Origin of the sequence: Niastella yeongjuensis (assembly GCF_900110245.1) — a bacterium.
GTDB classification, from domain to species: Bacteria; Bacteroidota; Bacteroidia; order Chitinophagales; family Chitinophagaceae; genus Niastella; species Niastella yeongjuensis.
On sequence record NZ_FOCZ01000001.1, the window covers coordinates 568,113 to 593,090 of the forward strand.

Consider the following 24,978-nt stretch of genomic DNA (forward strand, 5'->3'; position numbering starts at 1 on the left):
GAAACGCCTATCACACAATTGATATTTTAATTATACGTAATACTGCCACTTATAGTCAATTAAAAAATTATGCGTAGTTGGCAATGTAATTGCCAACTACGCATAAGGAATTGTTTTACCCAGAGCTTCTTATAATAACCTCCTCTCATGTAGCCATGACTTGTACCTTAAACGTCCTTCCAATTGTATCGGGAGGACGTTCTTTTATAAGAAAAGATCCGGCATTAATTTTTGCGAAGGATTTACCGCATAGTGCGTAAAGTCAGTAATACCCTGCTGTATCAGAATATCTTCATCAATAAAGAAATTACCGGTACATTCTGCGCCTGGCCGTTGCAGGATGTAATAAGCAGCATCGGCTACTATTTCCGGTTTACGGCTGCGTTGCACCATTATATCTCCCCCTACAATATTTTGAATGGCTGCTGTGGCAATGGTGGTTTTTGGCCACAAGGCATTTACCCCAATCCGATGTGATTTTAATTCTTCTGCCAGCCCCAACACACACATACTCATTCCGAATTTACTGATGGTATACGCCAGAAACCGGCCAAACCATTCCGGGTTTAAAGTCAGGGGTGGTGATAAGTTCAGGATATGCGCATTAGTACTCTTTTTTAATGCAGGGATACACGCTTTGCTCATAAAAAAGGTACCGCGGACATTTATATCATGCATCAGGTCCCAACGCTTGGGTTCCATTTGTTCGGTGGGCAACAAATTAATGGCGCTGGCATTGTTGATGAGGATGTCGATACCGCCCAATTGTTCTTCAGTAATTTTTACAATCTGCTCAATGCTGTCTTCATAGCGAATATCTCCCTGAATAGGAATAACCTTTCCAGCTCCGGCTTTGGTAATTTCTTCCGCAGCAGTATGTATGGTCCCTTCGAGTTTTGGATGAGGCTCTGCTGTTTTTCCAACTATGGCAATATCGGCACCATCGGCTGCTAAACGCATAGCAATCGCTTTTCCTATTCCACGAGAACCACCTGTTATAAGTACTTTTCTTCCTTTGAATGGCATGATCTTTTCATTTATCGTGAATCAAAAATTGTAAAACCTCCTACAATTTATTCTAATTCAGCCTTAAATTGAAACTAGAAGTATAAGCACCTACACGATTACGTAGTTTTACTATTGCATAGGTAATTTCTGAAATTTACAAATCAAGCGTTTATTCGCTTGCAAAGTCGATATTTTAACAATATGTTTGCTACCGTTAAATTGATTGATTCACAAGAACACCAATATCCAAATCAGAAACCTGATCCAAAAATCCTGAGAAAAACCAATAACAATCCAGAAAAACCAACCCGATAAAATCGGGAACAATCCAAGATCCAGAGAAAGACCAGTAAAAACCAATGTTCTGAAAACCGTAGTTCTTGAATCATTCAATTAAGACAAAAACAAAATCCAGATCCGCTAGAATCCAAGGCATCCTTTGAAAACGATTTAAAATTTGTACCTCCTGATGAACCCTGTTCCTTCTTGGTAAGGTTTAGTACAACTTTTTGACAGTCCCGGATTACCTCCGGGATTGTTTCTTTTTATACCTACCCAGCCTCCCCCGGCCCCCTCCAGAAGGAGGGGGAGATTGCAATAAATGACTCCGTTTCAATTTTCAATAAAGATTGGTCTACTTTACTTAACCAAAAGTCCGAAAGAAGCGGACCGCTTTCGCGGTTACTCCTTCCGGACTTTCATCCTTTGAACCCTCAGACGTTTCAGCTTACTTTCTATAACCTTACAACCTGTCTATTTTTACCTGTTGTCTTTGGGTCCTTTATCTCATCTATCTCTCTACTGCGATCTTTTTGTAGTTCCAGCTATATACGGGTTTTCCAATAATTCTTTTAGTGCGCATCAGTAATGATGACCGGTTTCTTCTTGAACTTCTGCAGATAAATAACCGGTATTGCAGCCAGTACAAATACCCCGATGATCATATACATATTGTCGTAGGTCACCAGCATGGTTTGCTTTATAATATTCCCTTCCATGGCCCGGTCGCTCATTTGCTGAGCCTGCATGTGGGTAGCGCCTTTACTCATAAAGGTGGCTATTTGTCCATCCCTGCGTTGTAAATATGCCGGGTTATAAGGATTGATATACTTTATCAATTCATTTCTAACCTGCCCCGATTTCAGGTGAATGAGCGTTGTAAGAATGGCCACCCCAAAGGAACCACCTAACTGCCGCATCATATTGTTCAAACCTGTTCCCTGGCCAATTTGTTTACCCTGCAGGCCCTGTACCGCCAATGTGGTCAATGGTACAAACAGGATGGCCATACCAATACCGCGAATGATCAACGGCCAGAAGAAATCGCCGGTACCTGATTCCAGGTTGCTGTTTGACAGCAGCCAACAGAAGATGAAAAACAGGAAGAACCCGCCAGTTGCCATAAACTGTGCCGGCACTCCTTTCTTCAGCATGGCGCCTACAAAAGGCATACAAAGAATAGTTGCCAAACCACCCGGCAGCAGAATCATCCCGGTTTGCAGGGCCGTAAACCCTAACAGGTTCTGACAAAATACCGGGAATATAAATACCGATCCATATAATGCGAAGCCAAGTGCAAAGGAGGTAATAATACCAATTGCGAAGCTTCGGTCCTTCAGAATTCTAAAATCAACAACAGGGTGATCGGTGCTCAACTCACGCCATACGAAACCAATACCGGAAAGAATGGTCGCTATTGTCAACCCGGCAATGTAAGGTGTTTGAAACCAGTCTTCGGTTTCTCCTTTTTCCAACACTACCTGCAAACTGCCCACACCAATGGCCAGCAATAGAATGCCCCACCAGTCTACTGGTTTGCCCTTTGCAAACATGGGCGATTCCCTAACGAACATCGATACCAGAAAGGCAGCAATGGCGCCTACAGGAATATTTACATAGAAGATATATTGCCAGGCCTTATGATCAATGATGTATCCACCAATAGTGGGTCCAAGGGTTGGACCTACCACCGCACCCAAACCAAACAGGGCGGTTGCCATACCAATCTCTTCACGGGGCCAGGTTTCCATCAGGATGGCCTGAGCAGTTGATAACAAACCACCGCCTGCCAAACCTTGCAGTAACCTGAACAGGATCAGCTCTGTGAGCGAGTTAGCCTGTCCGCACAAATAAGAGGCGACCGTAAATATGAGAATGGAGGCCAAAAAATAATTCTTTCTTCCAAAACGTTCACCCAACCAGCCCGACATTGGCAATACGATCACGTTCGCTACTGCATAGCCTGTAACCAACCAACCGGCATCTTCGAGCGTAGCACCCAGGTTACCCATAATATCGGGCAGGGCTACGTTCACGATCGTCGTATCGATCAACTCCAGCAGGGAAGCCATGATCACCGTAATGGTGATGATCCACTTCCTAAATCCATGTTCTGCCATAATAAACTAATTTGTTTTTAGCCTAATCCTTTTCACTTCGCCTCAAACCATTCAGCCAAATGCTTTAAGCCGTAAGCCATAAGCGAAAGGCATAGTTGTATTTGCTTATAGCTTAAAGCTTATTGCTTACAGCTATTAAGACTGTTTGGTGTCAACTACCACTTTGGCACTTAATCCAGGACGTAAGCGATTAATGAATTCTTTATCTGTTTTATCCAGTTTAATACGTACAGGTACCCGTTGTACAACTTTTACGAAGTTACCAGTAGCGTTATCAGGAGGCAGTAAAGAGAACTTGGCGCCGGTTGCACCAGCAAATGATTCCACCGTTCCGTTTATTGGGTGATCGCCGAATGCATCTATATTGATATGCACCGCCTGACCGATCCTGATATTTTGAATCTGGGTTTCTTTGAAATTGGCAGTTAAATACAACCCATTGTCATTTACAATTGAGAACAATGCCTGACCAGCCTGTACCAATTGACCTGGTTGAATGGTTTTCTTTGAAATAACACCATCTGTAGGAGCTGTAATAACAGTGTAGCTCAATTGCAGTTTGGCATAATCAATATCTGCCTGGCGCAAACCGATGTTGGAAGCGGTAGCATTCACCTGTTGTTTGTTGGTGCTTACTTTTTCACTTACAACTGGCACTTGGGTTTGAGCTACACGCAGAGCAGCTTCTGCTGCATCTTTTTCGGCTTTGGCAGCATCATACTGCGCCTTGGTGATGGCATGATCTTCATACAATGCTTCGTAACGTTTGAAATCCTCAGTAGCTTTCCACACACGTACTTTTGCTGTTTCAATATTCGCCTGTGCAGTAGCAATGCCTGTTTTAGCTTCGTTCACTGCATATTGCGATACGTTCACTGATTGTTTGGCAACTGCCAGGGCAGCCTGGGCCTGTTGCAACTTGATCTGGAAATCACGGTCATCCAATACAACCAGGGTATCACCTGCATGTACAAACTGATTATCTACAAAACGGATATCTTTAATATAACCGGTTGCCCTTGTAACTACCGGGCTGATGTCGGCATCGAGCTGGGCGTTATCGGTTTCTTCATGGCTTTGGCCATAAAAATATTCTTTGGCTGTAAACGCCAGGGCGCCTACTAATACGAGACCCAGGATAACAGGGAAAATGATCTTTTTTCCTTTACTGCTCTTTTTAACGTCGTTCATACAATATCTCTTTAATGCTTTTTTAAATGGTTAGGGTTGAATGTGTCCGGTTGTTTTCAAAAGGGTATAATAAGCGGCGGTAGCATCTGCTTTTGCCAGCTCCAGATTCAAACGCGTTTGATACAACAGGGTTTGCGCCTCAATACGGTCGGTGGTAGTAACCAGGTTATTCTTGAATTTCGATTCGGTAATTCTTTCATTCTCTGTAGCCTGTACCACAGCATCGTTCAGTAATTTGATCTTCTCCAGTGTTTGATGATATTGGGTGTAGGATTTGTTCACATCCATTTTCACCTGATCGGTCAATACGTCGCGGGTAGCGGTTACTTCCTGCTTTTGAATACTGGCTTCTGTTGCTTTGTTCTTGTTTTTAAAGAAACCGGTAATATCCCAGCTTGCATTAATACCTACTACAAATGGGGCGAGGTAAGTAGCACCTTTGGGGATCAATGCTTTGGTTGGGTTGATGTAGTATAAGCTACCGCCAACGCCAAGGGTTGGTAATTTTTCATCGCGAATTTTCTTGATGTTGATATCGGCCAGTTTATCCTGGTAGCTCAAAGAGCCAAACTCCTTTCTATCTTGCAGGGCCTGCTTCATGTAAACATCCGCGCCTTCGGTAATGTCCAGTTTATAAACCACATCCTGTACCTGTACCATTGTATTTTCAGGCAGACCCAGCAAGATATCCAGGTTATAATTCACCACTTTAAGGGTGTGTTCCAGTTCTACTTGTTGTATTTGAATATTTGACTTCTCTAATTGAAAACGCAACACATCATTTTTGGTAGCCAGTCCCTGGTTTTCGAATTTTTTGATCTCCGTTAATTTCTGATCAACGTCTTCCATATTTTGCGCTACGATCTTCAGGTTCTGCTGAACTTTGTAGAAGTTGATGTAGGCGCCGATGATGTTGTATACGATCTCGTCTTTATCCTTTTCCGAATCCAGTTTGCTGCTTTGGATCAGGATGTTGGCTGATTCTTTGGCATAACGAAACCGACCCTGTGCAAAAATGGGTTCATTGATACTAAGGGTTCCCTGGTACAAAGTGTTATCGAATGGGAACTTCATGGCTTTGGGGTCACCGCCGCCATCTGAAGGAATAGCAAAGCTTCTCTGTAACATAAGCGCGTGGTTATACGCTGCACTTACTTTTACAGTAGGCATTGTTTCATCCTTGGCCTGCTCCAGTTGTGAGTTTGCCTGTTCAATTTTATTTTGATCCAGTTTTAATTGTTTGCTGTTTTGCACACCCAGGCTTATTGCTTCTTCCAGGCTGATGGTTCTGGTTTGTGCTTGTGCAGAAAAAATGGTTAGTAATAAGGCTAGTCCCGATACTATTTTCTTTGTAAAGTTCATGCGTTCTATATTATAAATGTTATTCTTCATTTTTTATATCCAGGTGCGCCCGCAACATCTGTTTTAAATGGGTCTTTAACCGCGGTGAAATTTTTTTCCGGTAACTGGCATCATCGGTATCATCAATTTTCATTAGCCGGCAATACAGGGCTTTCGAATTCGTGATATGGTTCATGGTACCAAAAACACTGGCCATCGTTAATTCAACATCTACTTTTCTAAAGACCTTTTTCTTTTGGCCTTCTGCTATTACCTGTTTTATTTGGTCCAGGTTTCGCATTTTTATATTGATGAGCAGTTCTTTTATTTCCGGCGAACGGGTAGCATTGTATTGCTGCGACATAATACAATGAAACCTGAAATTGTTCAGGATCTTTTCTACATAAAAATCAACAAAATGGTCAATCTTTTGCCAGGGAGTAAGTGTTTGATTTTTACTTAGCTCTTCTAAAATACCCAGCGTATACCCGGCCCGGTCTTCGATCAATGCTTCCAGTAACTTTTCTTTTGAACCGAAGTAATAAGAGATCATGGCAAGATTTACGTTAGCTAGTTGCGCTATATCCCGCACAGAAGTCCCATCAAATCCATTTTCTGCGAACAGCTCCTCTGCAACCGAGAGAATGTGTGCTCTTTTATCTACTTTTTCCGTGAGTGACATTTGTAACCTCTTTCTTTTGGAGACACAAAATTAAACAAACGTTTAAATTAAACAAACGTTTAAATAACTTTTTCCAGAAACGTTGTTGCAATTATTTGTATTGACCACCTGAAGCTGCCCCGGCACATGACCTTACACAATTGATTTTAAAGATGATGAGCTAACTTAGGAACCGGAAGAGGATTTGGTTAAAGGGGCTTCCGATAACAATTCAATAACAAGCGACCTACCATCGGCACTGGTTTTTCCCAATCCATTGTATATGCTACCTAATTGAATTCTCGAGGGTGGACACGCAAGAGCGACATCATGGTGAACTCAAAGACATGCCAATGAGGAGGTATCGAGGATGCATAGAGGCAACATATCACTATAAGGTCTATAAGGGGGTAGTAAAACGGGTGTTTTGAATGAAGATTCTATTATTTCCGTGGAGAATGCACAGGAATGGTAGTTACTTAAGCTAATAAACTTTTTGTTGATGGCCAAAAGGATAATCGCCCAATCCCAGAAATTTGACTGTTCCACGAAAAGCCGAAAAACCTGATGTGAAGTTGACCGGCCCCATGCAGTTGGAGCTTGATTATACAGGGCCTAAAATCGCTGAAACCCGCGCCCATTCAGCGCACGAACATTGTTAAATTAAAATAATGCTGGAGGAATTAAAAATTATTGATACCGCATAATAAAAGAAACGTATTATCGTTTCATTGGTGTTTTTACACCAGTTCTTGTATCTATGCATGCTGTAACTATAACCTGGTTCCAGGCTATAGTGAAGAAAGGATGTAAGAAGCTGAGCGTAGGTTATAACACAGTCACTTAGTTCTCATTTAATAATATCAGGGTATGAACCGGCTTCTCTAAGCCGGTTTTCTTTTTATACCCTCAATTACTTTTGAGGCGGCTTGTATTGCTAATTATTTAGCAGAAAATAATGCCGCCCTTGAAAAAAGGCGGCCTTTTTGCCCTATGCACTATTTAACCCCTATTAGAAAGTTTATAATGACTTTAATTTCTTTTTTTCTGTGGCTATCTGATATAAGAAACAACCAACGGGTAAGAAATCTTAAGTAATTCTTTCAGATTTTTTTTATCTGGATATCTGCTGCTGTTTTTTCAAAAAGAGGATAGTAATAATCCCAGGGCCAGCGAGTAATATATTGGTAAAAATCGTTTAACAGGTATGTGGGTAGATTAGTTACTGGTAATTATACGTACCTATAACCGTTAGTTGATGAAATTACCGCTAAGTACAAGCACGCAAAGCGCATAAATACGCTGAAAAATAAAAATACCCCGGCCAGCCGGGGTATAAGTGTTCATGATACAACTATTTATTGAATGGCCTACGCCAGGTCCATCGCAGGTTTGTTCTGTAAAATATTTTCTATTTGTTCCTGTACGTCGGGCGTCAATACTTTCAGGGCATCCAGGGCTTTGAGGTTTTCATGTAATTGTTCCGGTTTGGTTGCGCCCAGAATGGCCGTTGTCACATTGGGGTTTTTTATAGTCCATGCAATGGCCAGTGACGCCAGCGAAACATTCAGTTGTTTGGCCAGTGTGGCAAGCTGTTTTACCTTTTTTATTTTCTCATCCTGGAGCCATCTGTCCTGCAACCAGCCAAAGCCCTGTATGGCCAGTCTTGAGTCCTCTGGAATGCCATCATTATACTTCCCGGTCAGGAAGCCGGCTGCCAGCGGGCTCCAAATGGTGGTTCCCAGCCCCACATTCTGAAACACGGGCAGGTAATCCATTTCCATTTTATGGCGTTCGAACATATTGTATTGCGGTTGCTCCATAACGGGCCCAATAAGGCAGTATTGTTGTGCTACCCGATGGGCTTCCATGATCTCTGCCCCACTCCACATACTGGTTCCCCAGTATAATACCTTGCCCTGTTGTACCAGGTTGTGCATGGTCCAAACCACTTCTTCGATAGGCACGGTGGGATCGGGACGGTGGCAGAAATACAGATCGAGGTAATTCTGCTGCAGGCGTTCCAATGCCCCATGGCAGGCTTCTACAATGTGTTTTCTGCTTAAGCCTGCCTGGTTAGGTTTATTGTTCTTTCCATGCAGGCCGAAAAATACTTTCGATGACAGCGTGTACGAGGTACGGTCCCAGTTCTTGTTCTTCAATACCCGGCCCATCATTTTTTCGCTTTCCCCACCGGCATACCCTTCTGCATTATCAAAAAAATTAATACCTGCATCATAGGCTATGCCCATTAAGGTGTCTGCGCTATTATCCTCTATTTGTTTGTGAAATGTTACCCAGCTGCCAAATGAAAGGACGCTCAGCTGCACGCCCGACCGGCCCAATCGTCTATATTCCATAATAATGTGTTTAGGAGCCAAATGTAAGGCTTCAGCAAATTAGCCGGCAAAATTTTACTGCGGCATTCCATTGCTGGGTACCAGCATGGGGCCCGAGCTTTTGTAAAAAGTGTAGGTAGTGAGATCCTGGGCGGCGCGCAACCCACTTTGGGCAAAGATTATTTTATCGCGCTGGTATACATGGGCGGGTTTATCGGTGTAGAATTCCTTTTTATCCTGGTCCCACCAGAGTTCCTGTGTACGCAAGGTATCGCCATTTTTGATGCTTTGCACCAGTACGCTGTCGCGCAACAGTACTTTGTGGTCAAACTCCACATACTTGGCGTAGTGGGCGTCCACCGTGCTTTCTATAACAGTGCTGTCGTTATAAAAATCCACATGCATGGTGCGGGGAAATTCCATATAAGGTGAATCGGGAACCTGTACCCGAAGCATATACGGTGAGGTGAGTTTGGCCTTTACGGTACCTGCCTGGCTTAAATAGCTTTCTACATTCCTGGCTTCTTCAACGGCTACCTGCTTTTGAAACAATTTATCAACCTCCTTCTCATCGTTTTCACAGGAGGTAAATGCAAAAAAACAACCCATCAACAGGGCTGCAGTAATAAAATAATATGTAGTGCTGGTTCTTCGCATATTTCTCTTGCTAACAACTTCATTCTGTTACACATTATTGTGTTCGCTGATAGCATAAAGTCCCTTGAAAATAAGGTCAGGGTCTGCAAATATCCTGTTTTTCAAATGATACACAAAATAGGGTGCATCGCCCCCGGTTAAGACCACGTTAAAGTTCCGGTATCTTTCTGCATAGGCATCTATCATTCCATCTATCTCTTTGGCCATTCCCAGAATTACGCCACTAAGTATATTGGTGCGGGTATCATAGCCTATCAATGGTAAGTTCCAGTCTTTTTCAACCAGGGGAAGCTTTGCCGTAAACATTTTTAACGATTTAAATCGCATTTCCATGCCTGGCGAAATACCGCCCCCCAGGAACTCTTTGTTCTTATTGACGAAGTTATAAGTAATTGCGCTCCCCAGCCCTATTACCAGATTGTTATGTGTGGGAAAAAGATCAACGGCGGCTGCCATCAGCGCCAGCCTGTCGGCCCCTATATCAGACGGTTTTCCTACCGGTGTGGTGATGGGTATTTTTGACTGATGGCTTAGTTTATGAAACCTGGAAGCCGCAGTCAGCAGTTGTTCCATTTCCGGGTTGTGATGTACTACTGATGACAGTATTGATTTGGCAGGTTTGTAGGTTTCAATCAGGTGTTGAATGGTGTCATTGTTGTCATTTTCCAGAATCAGCACCTCTTGTAATTCCCTGTTATTAAACACGGCACATTTCAACCGGGTATTGCCGAAATCAAAACAAAGCGTAGTTGTATGAACCAATCTGTATAGATTTTAACGGTTTCCTGGATCAAATACCGGATGAAGAAATGTGATTTTTTTGTTTCCGCCAAAAAAGATTCTACCAGGGCCTGTTACAAATCAAAATCAAAAGCCGATAAATTACGGAAATGCCCATTCAATTTTACCTTTTCCTTCAACTGTTCCATTTCCAGCAACATGGGTAATACTTTTTGTAAATGCCGCTTAATAAATTCCTGGCGTTGCAGTTCTTTCATCAACCCCAAAAATTCATATTCTTCTTCGAGCGACAAACCCGCATGGTGCCCTACATCGTAAGATTTTAAATCCTGTTCGGGTTTTTTAAAATCTTTCGAAATATTCAACAGGCGGTGCATTTCCTTTACCCCGTTCACTACTTTTTGCATCAGCTCCCTGTTACCGGCGTCGTCATTTTCGGGATAGTTTACAATGGCCCCGCTGTATAATTTTTCGGGCACCTGTTTAATTATCTCTAAAATGCGAAAAATGCGCAACCCTTCGGTCTTAATATCCATTTCGCCATTCTCATACGTTTGCACTATTTCGTTCACCTGCACCAGGGTGCCCATTTCCTGCAACCTGTTATTTACCACTGAGGGGATACCAAATGATTTTTTGGTTTCGAAGCATTCAGTTATCAATTGTTTATAACGCGGCTCAAAAATATGGAGATGTACCTTTTCGCCTGGAAAAACTACAATACTCAGGGGGAATATGGGAATGAAGTTAGTCATATAAAATACGCGGTTTGCAATCTAATACAATGTTTTTAAAACTGTAAAATATATTCCACATTCAGCTACATTTGCAAAGCTTATTGCATTTTTCTTTAACACCGTATTTAATTAAAAGTTATGAAAATTCCGGGATTTATTACCGCGTTAGTAATTAATGATAATCCCGTAATTGATCCTGTACATTCTGTATAAATTTAACCAGCCGAACCACCGTCATAATAAATACCAATTCAATGAATGCCATTACAGCGGTTATTATTACTAAAAATGAAGAAAGAAATATTAAACGGTGCCTTGATTCATTAATGCCGGTGGTAGATGAAATTATTGTGGTAGATAGCAATTCAACCGATAATACCGTTGCCATATGCCAACAGGCCGGGGCCAAAGTCATACTACAAAACTGGCTGGGTTATGGTCCCCAGAAGAACCTTGGCAATAATGCAGCAAGCCATGATTACATTCTATCAATAGACGCCGATGAAGCCCTCGATGAGCAACTAACACAAGCCATTCTTGAAGAAAAAAGAAAGGGTTTGCAGGGCATATACCAACTATCCCGGTTCAACTATTACTATGGTAAATTCATCAGGCATGGTGCTGATTACCCTGATAAAAAAATACGGTTGTTCAACAGGGCCAACACTCATTGGGATGAAAAAGATGTACATGAAACGCTGGTCATAGCACCTGGTCAAAAAACAACCGCTTTAAAAGGCCATCTGTTGCATTACACCTATTACCGGGTTGAAGAACATATATCGAAGATAAATTACTACACAAACCTGGCTGCCCAGGATTATATTAAAAGAGGGAAAAAAGCATCTATCTTCAAGATCATTTTTAGCCCGTTAATGACCTTTATACAATCCTATATTTTTAAAAGAGGTTTTCTGGATGGCCTGCACGGTTTTATTTTAGCGATCATGCATGCGTATGCTGCTTTTGCCCGGTACGTAAAATTGTGGGAATTATCCGGCGCCAATAAAAAGCCGCTCAAATAATTTCAACACAATTTATTTAAACGATTAATAAGAACATATTGAAAAAAATTCCCCGCAATATAATTATCAGCCGCACAGACAGCATTGGCGATGTGATTTTGACATTGCCCGTGGCAGGCGTATTAAAAAAGCATTTTCCCGATATAACTATCGGGTTCATGGGAAAATCTTACACAAAACCGGTTATCGAAGCCTGTGGTTATGTGGATGAGTTTATCGATGTAGATAATTTTTTGCAGAACAAAGTATTGGTGGGCGGCCAACCGGCTGAATGCATCCTGCATGTATTTCCTGTATCGCGTATTGCAAAAAGAGCGAAGGCGCTCGGCATTCCACTGCGCATTGGAACAACCAACCGCCTGTATCATTGGTTCACCTGTAATAAGCTGGTCAAATTGAGCCGCAAAAAATCAGACCTGCATGAGGCACAACTAAACCTGATCTTATTAAAAGCGTTGGGTATTGAAGAAAACTATTCGCTGCAACAAATTGGGAACTTAACAGGACTCACCAAAATACAACCGCTTCCCGCTCACCTGACAGCTTTAGTCCAAAAGGACAAATACAACCTGATCATACATCCGAAATCGCAGGGCAGTGCGCGGGAATGGCCGTTGGAAAGGTTTTGTGAGCTTATTCAATTGCTGCCTCCTTCCGCATTCAATATTTTTATTTCCGGTACAGCGAAGGAAAGGGAACTGCTGCATGGGTTGTTCGACAAAGCAGGCCACCTGGTTACCGATATAACCGGTAAAATGTCGCTTACTGAGTTTATGGCGTTTATAAAGCAATGTGATGGACTGGTAGCCAACAGCACCGGACCTTTGCATATTGCAGCCGCATTGGGTAAAGATGCATTGGGTATTTATCCACCCATGCGACCGGTTCACCCGGGCCGCTGGGCGCCACTGGGACCTAACGCCACCGTTTTTGTACTGAATAAACAATGCGAAGCATGCAGAGACAATAAGAGCGCCTGTCAATGCATTAATGACATTCCAGCAGCCTGGCTGCGGGAAACACTGATAAAGAAGTACGAGCTAAAAAAAGCCAAACAACAATAAACCGTAGCCAGCACATTTTGTACTAAACCTGTTTTACATGAACTGGCAGCAATTATTAACTACCATACAACAGGGCAATACCAAAAGTATTGCCAGGGGCATTTCTTATGTTGAAAATGAAGTGCCGGGGTATGTAGCATTGTTACAGGCATTACCAGCCTCCGGAACACCCGTGATTGGTATAACCGGACCTCCCGGGGCAGGAAAAAGCACCTTAACGGATGCACTTATAGGAGAGCTGGTCAGGAACGATAAAAAAGTGGCAGTATTATGTGTTGACCCTTCTTCCCCATTTAACCTGGGCGCCCTTTTAGGCGATCGTATACGCATGAGCGAATGGTATAACCATCCCGATGTGTATATCCGTTCCCTGGCTACCAGAGGCTCACTGGGTGGACTGCATCCGCAAATCATTGAAATAACCGAGTTGCTGAAAGCGGCGCCATTTGATTACATCGTTGTTGAAACGGTGGGGGTTGGACAAAGTGAAGTAGAAATTGCTGCGCTGGCCGATGTGACCGTAGTAGTGCTGGTACCCGAAGCAGGTGATGAAGTGCAAACCATGAAGGCCGGACTTATGGAAATAGCCGATATCTTCGTGGTAAATAAAGCCGACCGGCCAGATGCAGATACTTTTTACCGGAACCTGAGAAGTATGTTACAGCCGGCATTTCATAAAACAGCTATCGAGATACCAGTAATAAAAACGATAGCTTCACAAAAAAAGGGTATCGTTGAATTAGTCGATGCCATCAATAGCAGGTTCAAACAGGTGCAAACAACAGAAAAGAAATACAGACTACTTGCTGAAAAAGCCTGGCACCTACTGCAAAAACATCGCATGAAGGATATTAGAAAAGACGACCTGCTGACAGCCATTCAAAAAGAAAATATAACGAACGTGTATTCGTTTATAACCCGGTTCTATTAAAACCCTTTAATAGCTATGCATTTACTGTATTGCACTTTTGGGAACCATTTTCATCATCATTTGCAGGCTGCATTCTCGGCAATGTCGTTCTTGCAGGAGCGTAATGAAATTGATTCTATAAACATAATTACCGATTCGCCCTCTTTCTATAACCATTTAAAGGGTCATGTAAACCTTATTACGGTAACACCGGAAATAATAAAAGAATGGAAAGGACCGTATGACTATTTCTTCCGGGTCAAAATAAAAGCCCTTCAACACGTGGCTGAAATGTATGCAGGCAGCCCGGTCATGTATTGCGATACAGATACATTCTTATACAGGGATATTACTGATTTAAAAACCGATCTGCTGAAAGGCAAACCTTACATGCACGAAGATGAAGGAGAAATATCAACACATCCAGCTAAAAATATCCAACGGGTTTGGAAAGCAGTACAGGGAAAAACCTATGCCGGGCTTCAATTCAAGCCAACTAATCATATGCGCAATGCAGGGGTAATTGCCATTCCTAATTTGCAAAACGGTAAAGATCTTGAGATGGTGCTGCAAATATGCGATGCTATCTGTGCGAACAGCGGTCCCCTTTATCTGTGCGAACAATTTTCCTTTTCGGCTACGCTGCCGCATGTATATAATGCTATTGGGGATTCAAAACCCTGGATTGCACATTACTGGAGCAATAAACCCGATTGGGACCAGTTCATTTTATCATGGGTGGCCGAACAACAGTTCAGGGGTAAAAGTATAGATGAGATGATCGCCGGAATTGCTCAGTTAGATCTGGGGCAAATACCCATTTACATCAAACGAAGAAGTACGGCTGAGAAACTGCATCGCCGTGTTGACAAACTGTTTCCGCCAAAAAATGGCCAATACCTGAATCGGAATAAGTAATCAGAGATAATAAATTACTATATCAGGATGTTGGTTAATCTTCTATCTTGTTATTCTGCCACCAGCGATAGCCAATATAACCTATGATAACAAAGGGGGTAAGACCGAGGTAAATTATGCCTGCATTCAGGGCTTTGGCGGGTCTCTCTCCTAATTGGGCGGCCGTTCTTGTACAGATAGAGCATTGTGCCAACAGATCGGCCGGAACTATAAAAAACAGCAATAATAATGCTGTCAGGATCAAACTTCCTCTTCCCATAACTATTCAATTACACTGCAAATTACAAAGAAATTTTGATTTCGCTTTGAGGCGGGGTCCAGGCCAAAAACTGGTGATGGACCAGCAATATTTGCTTACTGACCCAGTTTGCGGTATATAGATAAATAGCCGGCCGCATTTTTGTCCCAGGTGAAATTCAATGCCCTTTCGTGAAGGGCTTGTATTGGCCTTGTTTGTTCGAAATGATGCATGCCTTTTTCAAATACCGACTGCATATATTCCGGGTCAAAATGATCAAAGTTATAGGTGAGGCCACCCCCAATTTCAGGCAGGCTGGTGCTGGTTGCAATAAATACCGGTTTGCTGAAATACATGCCTTCTACCAGTGGCAAACCAAACCCTTCAGCCAGTGAAGGAAAACCCACGGCCGTACAGTTCTTTAAATACCAATACTTGTCCTCATCAGATATTTCTCCAAGTAAATGAACCCGGTCAGTTACTCCAAACAAGGCTGCCTGCTCCATTACTTTCGCCACATATTCTTCATGGCGGGTGCCGGCAATCACCAGTTCATAATCATTATGTTGTAACAGGCAGGGCAATACATGATAATTCTTTTTGGGCACCAGGGCGCCTACAGCCAGGATGAATGGCCGTACGGGACGATACACCGGTGTATCGTAACCGGGAAACTCTTTTATTTTAGAACCCTGGTAAACAAGGTCAACCGGCTTGCCATCCGTCTTCAGGTTTTGCAACACGGTTTGCCGGGTAAACTCAGAAACACAAACAATATGATCGGCACGGTTAATATTGTCCTGCACCCGGCCCAGGTATTTTTTTATTTTGCCAGGCTGGTCTTTCCGCTGGATCAAAAAGTTGAGATCATGGATGGTAAGCACCACCTTTATACGCCGGTTGCGGGGTATTATTTTTGCGTCCTGTATGGTACTGTGCCATACGTCGCAGTCCTGCAACTGACTTTGAAATAAGCGATGTGATTTCTTCTGAATAATATAGCGCTGATCCTTACCCAAAAAATCGGGCACGTCCTTATGAACATAAAAACTAAGTGCCTCCCGGGCAGGATCTACCTGCTGAATCAAGGCTTTGCCCGTATTCAGAACAAACTGATATATTCCCCCCACTACACTCTTGCCAGGTACACAATCAAAAGTTATACGATTCATTTATTAAAATAATAACGCTTTATTTACGAACAGCATCCAGTACATAACAATTGGCATGTACAAATTGCGATTGCACATCAAAGCCTTGTTTTTGTAAAAATTGACCCAAGTATTTATGATTTCTTTTATCATCATCCAGGTTATGCACCTCAATGGTTAACCTGTCTACTTTCGACCATGCAGCAGCAGGTGTTTCGTAGATAATAGGGTATTCGCTGCCTTCGCAATCTACCTTTAACAAATCGATGTGGCTGAAACCATTGCCGTTTATGATCTCCTCCAGTGAAATGCCAGGCACCTTAAGGCTGTACTTGTTTTGTTGATCAAAGTCGGAATAGATGGAAGCAATAACTGAATTATCAGCTGAATGTTCCATAAACAATTCCACACTTTCAGTGGGTGTTCCTGTTACTGCTTTATTGAACAGGTGTATTTGTTTTTCCAGACCAGGGTTGATTGAAATATTCTTTTTGAATAGTTCATAGTTCACCGGAATAGGCTCGTATGCATATACGGTAGCGTCTTTTACCTTGGAAAACAGTATCATATTGAAATACCCGGCATTGGCACCGATATCAATGATCAAAGGTTTGGCAGGAAGCTTTTTTACCAGGTTGTCAATATCGTAGAAGTCGGTAACAAAAATCTCTTTAAAGACCAGGTAAAGACCGGTAGATGGAACCCGGAAGTGAATTGGATTACCCCTGGTGGTAAACTGCATTGGGCTGAATCCCTTTTTGAGTTTTCTTGTAAAGTAACCGGACCAGTTGCTAATATGGCGAAACAGGTTTTTGTATCGGGATATTGAATTTTTAACCATAGTTAAAGTAAAGTTTTGCAATATAAGAAATTCCGTAGAACATAGTGCTTTAAATAAGGCACTCTAACCCGTAGTTGAAATAGCCTTTTTATTTCTAAGTCAAATAAAAAGGAGCTGCCATTATTGACAGCCCCTTTCTACAAGAAAAACTTATATACGTATATTAAGCTTCGGCTTTCATTGACTTCGCCTGTTTCTTTCTTTCTTCTTCATTAAGTATGGTCTTACGCATACGAATGAAGTTAGGCGTTACTTCAATACACTCATCTTGTTGAATATATTCCATACACTCTTCCAGGGTAAGCTGAATTTTAGGTGCAATGTTGGTTGCAGCATCGCTACCACTGGCACGCATGTTGGTGAGTTTTTTTCCTTCGGTGATCTGCACTACCAGGTCGCCTGGTTTAATGTGCTCACCAATGATCTGACCTGCATAGATCTCTTCACCTGGGTCGATAAAGAATGATCCTCTATCCTGCAGTTTATCGAGTGAGTAACCGGTTGAAGATCCATTTTCTTTGGCCAGCAACACACCGTTGTTACGACCGGGGATTGGACCTTTCCAGGGTTTATATTCGCTGAAGCGGTGGGCCATTACAGCTTCACCTTGCGTGTTGGTCAGCATTTGTGTACGTAAACCTATCAAACCACGTGAAGGAATTTCAAACTCCAGGTGTTGCATGTCACCTTTGGTTTCCATCACCAGCATTTCGCCTTTACGACGGGTTACCAGGTCAATTACTTTTGAAGCAAATTCCTGTGGTACGTCAACTACCAGTACCTCATATGGTTCATTTTTCTTACCATCGATCTCTTTTACGATAACCTGAGGCTGACCTACAGTTAACTCGTACCCTTCACGACGCATGGTTTCGATCAATACACCTAAGTGCAGGATACCACGGCCATATACCAGGAAGGCATCGCCGCCTTCGCTGTCTACTACTCTTAACGCCAGGTTCTTTTCAGTTTCTTTCATTAAGCGGTCGCGCAGGTGACGGCTGGTAACGAATTTTCCATCTTTACCATAGAATGGTGAGTTATTGATGGAGAATGTCATGTTCATGGTAGGCTCGTCAACGCTGATAACAGGTAACGCTTCCGGGTTTTCAAAATCGGCAATGGTATCCCCGATGTTGAATCCATCGATACCTACAACGGCACAGAGGTCACCGGCAACTACTTCACTTACCTTTTTCTTACCCATGCCTTCAAACACATATAATTCTTTTACACGGGTCTTTTTTATGCTTCCATCGGCTTGTACCAATGAAATGGGTTGGTTTTCTTTTATAGTGCCGCGGGCTACTCTACCGATGGCAATACGACCCAGGAAAGAAGAATAATCCAGGGAAGTGATCTGCAGTTGCAGAGTACCTTCGCTTACAGCTGGCGGTGGTACGTGTTTAATGATACCATCCAGCAGCGGGGTAATATCTTCGCAGGGAGTTAATGAATCGTTGAACCAGCCGTTTTTACCGCTACCGTAATAAGTAGGGAAGTTCAGCTGCTCTTCAGTAGCATCGAGGTTGAAGAATAATTCAAATACTGCATCGTGCACTTCATCAGGACGGCAGTTAGGTTTATCAACTTTGTTGATGATCACAATCGGGCGCAGGTTTAACTGCAGTGCTTTTTGTAATACGAAGCGGGTTTGTGGCATAGGCCCTTCAAAGGCGTCAACCAGCAAACACACACCATCCGCCATTTTCAATACGCGTTCTACCTCACCACCAAAGTCGGCGTGGCCAGGGGTATCAATTACGTTAATCTTAACGTCTTTGTACGTTACTGCCGCGTTTTTACTGAATATGGTGATACCTCTCTCTCTTTCCAGATCATTGCTGTCCATGATCAACTCACCAGTTTCCTGGTTATCACGAAACACTTTGGTAGCGTGTAAGATTTTGTCTACCAGGGTAGTTTTTCCGTGGTCTACGTGGGCAATAATGGCGATATTTCTGATATCCATAAATTCCTTTTTCCTGACGGGAAATGTTTTTTTAAATTCTTAATAATGAATGCCTTTGAATGCTTTTTTCGCAGCAAAGGCAAACGAGGCGCAAAGGTACGCCAAATCAACGGGCGGGGCAAGCAAAAGCGGAAACTTTATGTACAATTAATTCGGGTAAATACGGGTTTTTATGGATCGCCGGATCAAACCCTGATGTAAATTTTTCGCTTGTCTAAAATCAAGCCTGTGAGCCAACACATTAGCATAAACCAAATGGCAAATACCAGCGAACCTGTATACAAACCGGGAAAACTGAAAAAATGGTTAAATATCCATTTGTACAGGTGGGAGGCCCGCAGCAGGATGGCTACCACCTCAGATAGCAGATAAATGAACAGTGCATTTCTTCCAAACACTTCAAAAAACCGGGTCCAGCGGGTTATATTCAAAAAATCAACTATGTAAATTATAGCAGCCAGCAGCAAACAATCCAACCCTACGGTGTATAAAACAAAAGAACTGGTCCACAGGTTTTTGTTGATGGGAAAAACAATACCCCAGCAAAGCCCCAGCAGTGTCAGGGCGGCGCCTGAGCCCGTTAACCAGGCCAGCATCTTTTTTGTTTTGCCGGCAGATTGAATATACCAGCCCACCAGGTAGCCCGCTACCACATTGGCAATGGCCGGCAGGGTGCTTAAAATTCCTTCAGGTTCAAACGGCACCTCTTCGCCATGGTTCATATGGGCAGGGCCCAGCAACCACAGGTCTAATTTCGTTACCGCATTGCCTACCATGCTCAGTTCATGCCCGGGTTCGCCAAACCAGAACAGGATACCCTGGTAGGCAATCAACAGCCCCACTGCAACCAGGAAGGCACCTTTAGGTTTGCAGTAGTAGAGCAATAACGAAGCGATGCCATAACACAACGCAATTCGCTGTAATACGCCCATTACCCTTGTTTCTGCAAATGTTTTGAACACTACATGGCCTGCTTCATTGGTTTTAAAAAACGGGAACCAGTACAGCAGAAAACCCAATAAAAAAAGCAACCCGGTGCGTTTGCCTATTTTAGCCAGCACCTGCCCCAGGGAAAGGGTTTTTGATTTTTGCATGGTAAAAAACAGCGCATTGCCCACGGCAAACAGAAATGAAGGAAAAACCAGGTCTGCGAGGGTAAACCCATTCCAGGCTGCATGTTCCAGCGGCGCAAAAATAGTGTCGTGGCTGCCGGGGGTATTTACAATAATCATCAGGCAAATGATCAGGCCTCGAAATACATCCAAAGAAATGAACCGGTTAGTTTGGGTCATACAAACGATTAATAAAGAAGGGGAATCTGTTTGCGGTCTTTCTACAGGAAGGAAAGTACAAAGGAATTAAAAATTTATCAACTATGTGCGGTTGATACCTTATTTTAATTTGGCTATGGGTACCGGTGGCAAACAACCGATCCATTACAGGAACCTTCGAATAATACTAAGCACAACCGTTATAACAACACTGGCTATAATCATTGTTGTAATGGGAAAATAAAAGCGAAAGTTTTCTTTTTCAATCCGGATATCACCCGGCAAATGACCGATCCAATGGAGCTTGTCGTGGAAGAAATAAATGACCAGCCCTATTATCACCACAGCGCCGCCAATGAGTATCAAATACTTGCCGGTGTCCGAATTCATAAAAAAATCATTTTAAATTACCCTCAATGCTTTTCCGGTATATAAAAAGCCGTTAATTTCAGCGCCAAATTTACGATATGCGTAAAATAAAATGGGTCCTTCTGGTTGCGGCAATTTTAGCCCTTGTATACTTGTTAGGCCCCCACCCTTCAACACCAGTTTATTCCACTGCTATACCGGCTGTTCCGGCTGAACCTGCCGCTCTTGTCAGTTACATTCAACAACAGGAGGCCGGTCATAAAATTAAACCTGATAATGAAGCCCGGGTAGTATGGGCCAATGATTCATTAAAGAATAAAACTGAATATGCACTGGTATACCTGCATGGGTTTACCGCCTCGCAGGGTGAAGGCGATCCCGTTCATCGTGACCTGGCTAAAAAGTTCGGTTGTAATCTGTATTTATCCCGCCTGGCCGAACATGGTATCGATACTACCGAGCCCATGGTTAATTTAACCGCAGATAATTACTGGGAAAGCGCCAAACAGGCACTGGCCATTGGCAAACAGCTGGGTAATAAAGTTATTCTGGTTGGCACCTCAACCGGTGGTACGCTGGCCCTTCAACTGGCTGCAGCCTATCCCGATGTATTTGCGCTGATCCTGATGTCACCCAATATTGAGATCAATGACGGTACCGCCTGGATCTTAAATAACCCCTGGGGTTTACAGGTGGCCAGAATGGTTAAAAGTTCTAAATACCTCGACTCGGATGATCACCGCGAAGCGTATCGTAAATACTGGACTTACCACTACCGTATTGAAGCTGCTGTTAGCCTGCAGGAGTTGCTGGAAACAACCATGAACAAGAAAACATTCGAAAAGGTAACGCAGCCCACCCTCACCCTTTATTATTATAAAGACACTGTTCACCAGGACAGCACCGTGAAAGTAAGCGCTATTAAAACCATGTTTGCAGAACTGGGCACCCCCAACGATAAAAAACGGGAAGTGGCAATGCCGAATGCAGGCGACCACGTAATTGGTTCGTCGATCAGATCGAACGATGTACCCGGCGTTGAAACAGAAACAGAACGCTTTATGACTGAAGTTCTGGGCATAAAGCCATTATAATACGGTAAACTTGTTATAAGATAAAGGGTCCCCGACAGTAGCGTCGGGGACCCTTTTTTCTTTTTATTCACCCTAATTAGTGTCTTCCGTTATTGTTGTTTCTGTTATCGTGGTCGTTGTAATGGTTGTTATCATTACGATCGTTGTGATCGTAACGGTCATTCCTGTCAACCTTATCGGTAGTAGTTTTAACCACTACTTTACCATTACGGTTAATGTCGATGTTGATGGTTTGACCAGGCATTACTGACATCGAGCTGTTATAAATAGTTTTTGTATTTCTTCTAAAACCAACCTTTTCCATTTGATAAATACTGATGGTGTGGTTACCGGTACGAATATTATCCAAAACAAAAGTATTATTCATGTTATAGATCACACCGTCAATCTTCACCTGTGTTACGTTTTTGTCAACGGTAGATATAGAAATTTTAGAAGCTTTAGGACCGGGAGCAGCAAAACTGCTAATACTAAACAATACAGCGATAAAGGTAAAAATCTGTTTCATATACTGTTTCCTCCAATTGTTTGTTTGTATAATAGATGGCTTTGGAAAGAAGTTGTTTACTAAAGGAATGTTAAACGGAAAAATACAGTTGTAGACTTTAAGCGGTAAGCTATAAACAATACAAGTATTATAGATATACCATTGTAAATGAAAATGGCCCGACGTTACCGTCAGGGCCATTGGTTATCTGTAATAGAGCTTAGTGTCTGTTGCGGTCATCGCGGTCGTTATAAACCGGTCCACGGCCGTAATCTCTGTCATATCCACCTCTGTCGTATCCACCACCATTATATCCACCCCGGTGGTCATCGCGGTCTAAACGGGTCTGTACCAATACACATTCAGAACGGTCGATGTTAATGTTCAGGGACTCCCAGGGTTTAACAAAGGTTACATTGCTATACACTCTTTGTGGACGTTTCCTGAACCTGCCATAGTTATCTATCTTATATACTTCAATCTGGTGACGGCCTGATCTGATATTATCAAAGGCAAACCCATTTTGATTTACGTTGTATTGTTTACCATCGATATATACCTGTATATAAGCGTCGCTATTACTGCGGATAGCTACTTTACTGTCATTAGGACCAGGAGCTGCAAACGTTGTTATGCTAAACAGGATGGCTGCAAGTGTAAAAATCTTTTTCATAATCTGTTTCCTCCATTTTGTTTTTATACTGTAATAGATGGAAAACAGCGTATGTCGTTTACAAAGGGTATGTTAAAGCCCCATGCCTGTATTAAACGTGCATTAACAATGCTTTAGCTGTTGTCAACCGGCTTATTTTCCCTTTCTGAATTCTTCCATTATTTCCATTTCGCCCTGGCAGAGTTTTACTTTTTTCCAGTCGGTATCGCCCTGAAGATTTACAATGTATACGGCAGGGTGCTCAGGGGTTTCTATTTCCTGTACCACATAGATCTTATAATCGAAGTAGGTGCTTTTTACCTGTGCACGTATATTGCGTGGCATACGGTTTTCTTCATAATACTTCATTATATAACTCAGGTCGCCCCGGTTGGTATATATAACGCGGTGCTGTATACTATCTTTATAAAACACCGCTATGTAATTATCATTACTTCTATGCCATGCCGCATCTGTTGCATCACCATACCGGCTTACGAAATCACGTACTGCCCGGATGTTTACATCGTTCAAATAATGGCTGTTTGGCTTAAATGATGAGCTCACACTGGCAGCTGCCAGTGTATGTCCCTGTTGGGAATAAGCACATCCCGTTAATGCCAACACAGATAAACTGGTGGCCATAATTATTTTTTTCATTGCTATACTTTATTTAAGGTTAAACAATCCAGTGCAATTTATTTGCTTACATAAGCGGTTGTTTCGAAATGGTATTGGAGCCCGCAACATGATAAGCTAATTTTTAGCCCTTGAATAGTTTAATTGTTAATACGACAAATTTTTGTGTTCCTGAACCGCTCCTGAACAGCATTTGCGAAATGTTTCAGCGCGTTACTTATTTGCGGTTAAGGTTATGTTAATTGGGAATTATGGAAAAACAATCGCGGTAATCTGAATATGTATCAATAACGCTTATTTGAGAACTCCGCTGCACAAACGCATAATGATTAATTATATTGGGTTGTAGCATTGTTTTTATTTTTTAAGTAGGACGCTGCTGCGGTAAGTTATGTTACAACCTTATTTTCAATCATTGCGGAGAATGGGCATAAAATAATACAGCTCCAGGTTACAAACTGTAAGCATCAAGCAAAGAAAGAGTGTTAATTGCTTGCGACTCAAGGCTTGTAGCCTGAAGCTGTTTTGGTCACTACACCGATCTGACTGGCTTATCAGGGCTTGCTTTTCATGTACTCTGTCATTACTTCCATATCCCTTTCACTTACGCGTACATTCTTTAACGTAGTGGCATCTTCCAGGTGAACTACATAAACAAGCGGTTTTCGCATTTCTTCAATTTGTTCCACCAGGGTAATTGTGTAATCGTAATACTCCCTTTTTACGATGCTCCTGATATCGCGCGGCATTTTATTTTCGTAATACTGTCTAATGGTATAAACAAAATCCCCTCTGTTGTTGTAAACTGTTCTGCAATTGCTGTTGCTCTTATCGGTATACCTTGCTACGTAACCGGTTTCAACAATCATCCAATCAACATTAGAAGCTGTTTTATCGCGTTTTAAGAAATCGCGCATGGCTCGTACATGCACCCTGCTGATATTGCGGGTATTCATTTGCAATGATTGCATGCCTTCTGTTGCCAAAGGCCGGTTTACCTGCTGGGCAGTTGCAGACCCGGTTATCAGGACCGCCGCGATACTGATTGTTACAATTACATTTTTCATGGCTATATTATTTGATGTAAGATTAACGTTCTACATAACAAAGCAACTTATTTATTGACCAGGCAATTTTTAAATTAGATGAACCTGGCAGCTTTTCGGCAACCGTTTAAAAAAAGGCAATTGTGGCGTTTGGCAGGTAAAAAGGCCGTTTGTCGAAAATGGACGCCTGTCAGCAAAAAGAAGAAAGTTAACCTATCATGAACCTT

24 protein-coding genes are annotated in these 24,978 nt (G+C 42.5%); 5 read left to right on the plus strand and 19 right to left on the minus strand.

The features are described from left to right. Positions 1-204: 204 nt before the first annotated feature. The 9 genes from BMX95_RS02605 to BMX95_RS02645 form a co-directional block, all read right to left on the minus strand. Positions 205-1,026, minus strand: coding sequence for an SDR family oxidoreductase (locus BMX95_RS02605; RefSeq protein ID WP_081198978.1), 822 nt, complete (start codon positions 1,024-1,026; stop codon positions 205-207). 833 nt (positions 1,027-1,859) lie between these two features. Beyond that, positions 1,860-3,407: a DHA2 family efflux MFS transporter permease subunit gene (locus tag BMX95_RS02610; RefSeq protein WP_081198977.1), complete on the minus strand. Its 1,548-nt coding sequence runs from the start codon at positions 3,405-3,407 to the stop codon at positions 1,860-1,862. A gap of 135 nt (positions 3,408-3,542) precedes the next feature. Then, the gene (locus tag BMX95_RS02615) at positions 3,543-4,598 is read right to left on the minus strand and encodes an HlyD family secretion protein (RefSeq protein WP_081198976.1); all 1,056 of its coding nucleotides are present in this window, start codon (positions 4,596-4,598) and stop codon (positions 3,543-3,545) included. 30 nt (positions 4,599-4,628) lie between these two features. After that, positions 4,629-5,990, minus strand: a complete 1,362-nt coding sequence (locus BMX95_RS02620; RefSeq protein WP_081198975.1) for a TolC family protein — start codon at positions 5,988-5,990, stop codon at positions 4,629-4,631. Continuing rightward, positions 5,980-6,621, minus strand: coding sequence for a TetR/AcrR family transcriptional regulator (locus tag BMX95_RS02625; protein WP_081198974.1), 642 nt, complete (start codon positions 6,619-6,621; stop codon positions 5,980-5,982). Before BMX95_RS02625 ends, BMX95_RS02620 begins: the two co-directional genes overlap by 11 nt. 1,349 nt (positions 6,622-7,970) lie before the next feature. After that, the gene (locus BMX95_RS02630; RefSeq protein ID WP_081198973.1) at positions 7,971-8,960 is read right to left on the minus strand and encodes a potassium channel beta subunit family protein; all 990 of its coding nucleotides are present in this window, start codon (positions 8,958-8,960) and stop codon (positions 7,971-7,973) included. A gap of 54 nt (positions 8,961-9,014) precedes the next feature. Beyond that, the gene (lptC, locus tag BMX95_RS02635) at positions 9,015-9,596 is read right to left on the minus strand and encodes an LPS export ABC transporter periplasmic protein LptC (RefSeq protein ID WP_081198972.1); all 582 of its coding nucleotides are present in this window, start codon (positions 9,594-9,596) and stop codon (positions 9,015-9,017) included. 27 nt (positions 9,597-9,623) lie between these two features. After that, positions 9,624-10,358 (minus strand): type III pantothenate kinase, encoded by a 735-nt coding sequence (locus BMX95_RS02640; RefSeq protein ID WP_081198971.1) that lies wholly within the window; start codon positions 10,356-10,358, stop codon positions 9,624-9,626. A 92-nt stretch (positions 10,359-10,450) separates the two neighbouring features. Next, a complete protein-coding gene (locus tag BMX95_RS02645; RefSeq protein WP_081198970.1) occupies positions 10,451-11,092 on the minus strand; it encodes an LON peptidase substrate-binding domain-containing protein in 642 nt (213 codons plus the stop codon). Between the two features lie 236 nt (positions 11,093-11,328). On the opposite strand from BMX95_RS02645, the gene BMX95_RS02650 reads away from it, so the two are divergent. Genes BMX95_RS02650 through BMX95_RS02665 form a run of 4 tightly spaced genes read left to right on the plus strand, consistent with a single transcriptional unit; the run spans position 11,329 to position 14,991 of the window. Further along, positions 11,329-12,099, plus strand: coding sequence for a glycosyltransferase family 2 protein (locus BMX95_RS02650; RefSeq protein ID WP_081198969.1), 771 nt, complete (start codon positions 11,329-11,331; stop codon positions 12,097-12,099). A 38-nt stretch (positions 12,100-12,137) separates the two neighbouring features. After that, positions 12,138-13,163 (plus strand): glycosyltransferase family 9 protein, encoded by a 1,026-nt coding sequence (locus BMX95_RS02655; RefSeq protein WP_081198968.1) that lies wholly within the window; start codon positions 12,138-12,140, stop codon positions 13,161-13,163. Positions 13,164-13,200: 37 nt separating this feature from the next. Then, the gene (gene meaB, locus BMX95_RS02660; protein ID WP_081198967.1) at positions 13,201-14,094 is read left to right on the plus strand and encodes a methylmalonyl Co-A mutase-associated GTPase MeaB; all 894 of its coding nucleotides are present in this window, start codon (positions 13,201-13,203) and stop codon (positions 14,092-14,094) included. 15 nt (positions 14,095-14,109) lie between these two features. Then, on the plus strand, positions 14,110-14,991 hold the full coding sequence (locus BMX95_RS02665) for a hypothetical protein (protein ID WP_090519270.1): 882 nt from the start codon (positions 14,110-14,112) through the stop codon (positions 14,989-14,991). 34 nt (positions 14,992-15,025) lie between these two features. On the opposite strand, the gene BMX95_RS02670 is transcribed toward BMX95_RS02665, so the two are convergent. The 6 genes from BMX95_RS02670 to BMX95_RS02695 form a co-directional block, all read right to left on the minus strand. Beyond that, complete coding sequence (locus BMX95_RS02670) at positions 15,026-15,250, minus strand: hypothetical protein (RefSeq protein ID WP_081198965.1); 225 nt, start codon at positions 15,248-15,250, stop codon at positions 15,026-15,028. Positions 15,251-15,345: 95 nt separating this feature from the next. Further along, the gene (locus BMX95_RS02675) at positions 15,346-16,401 is read right to left on the minus strand and encodes a glycosyltransferase family 4 protein (RefSeq protein WP_081198964.1); all 1,056 of its coding nucleotides are present in this window, start codon (positions 16,399-16,401) and stop codon (positions 15,346-15,348) included. Positions 16,402-16,420: 19 nt separating this feature from the next. Then, a complete protein-coding gene (locus tag BMX95_RS02680; RefSeq protein WP_165758872.1) occupies positions 16,421-17,122 on the minus strand; it encodes an FkbM family methyltransferase in 702 nt (233 codons plus the stop codon). A 262-nt stretch (positions 17,123-17,384) separates the two neighbouring features. After that, a complete protein-coding gene (gene typA / locus BMX95_RS02685) occupies positions 17,385-19,193 on the minus strand; it encodes a translational GTPase TypA (protein ID WP_081198962.1) in 1,809 nt (602 codons plus the stop codon). Between the two features lie 185 nt (positions 19,194-19,378). Further along, a complete protein-coding gene (locus tag BMX95_RS02690) occupies positions 19,379-20,485 on the minus strand; it encodes an acyltransferase family protein (protein ID WP_081198961.1) in 1,107 nt (368 codons plus the stop codon). 144 nt (positions 20,486-20,629) lie between these two features. Continuing rightward, entirely contained in the window at positions 20,630-20,854 is a 225-nt protein-coding gene (locus BMX95_RS02695; RefSeq protein WP_081198960.1) for a DUF2905 domain-containing protein, read from the minus strand. Positions 20,855-20,931: 77 nt separating this feature from the next. Here BMX95_RS02695 and BMX95_RS02700 point away from each other — a divergent pair, with 77 nt between their 5' ends. Continuing rightward, the gene (locus BMX95_RS02700) at positions 20,932-21,927 is read left to right on the plus strand and encodes an alpha/beta hydrolase (protein ID WP_081198959.1); all 996 of its coding nucleotides are present in this window, start codon (positions 20,932-20,934) and stop codon (positions 21,925-21,927) included. Between the two features lie 76 nt (positions 21,928-22,003). Here the strand turns inward: BMX95_RS02700 and BMX95_RS02705 are convergent, their stop codons facing one another. From BMX95_RS02705 to BMX95_RS02720, 4 genes are all read right to left on the minus strand, one after another. After that, positions 22,004-22,435 carry a hypothetical protein gene (locus BMX95_RS02705; protein ID WP_133053888.1) on the minus strand — a complete coding sequence of 144 codons (432 nt, stop codon included), beginning with the start codon at positions 22,433-22,435 and terminating at the stop codon, positions 22,004-22,006. A gap of 199 nt (positions 22,436-22,634) precedes the next feature. Beyond that, entirely contained in the window at positions 22,635-23,087 is a 453-nt protein-coding gene (locus tag BMX95_RS02710) for a hypothetical protein (protein ID WP_081198957.1), read from the minus strand. A 132-nt stretch (positions 23,088-23,219) separates the two neighbouring features. Then, positions 23,220-23,726, minus strand: coding sequence for a hypothetical protein (locus tag BMX95_RS02715; protein ID WP_081198956.1), 507 nt, complete (start codon positions 23,724-23,726; stop codon positions 23,220-23,222). A 533-nt stretch (positions 23,727-24,259) separates the two neighbouring features. Next, a complete protein-coding gene (locus BMX95_RS02720; RefSeq protein ID WP_081198955.1) occupies positions 24,260-24,772 on the minus strand; it encodes a hypothetical protein in 513 nt (170 codons plus the stop codon). Positions 24,773-24,978 lie beyond the last annotated feature (206 nt).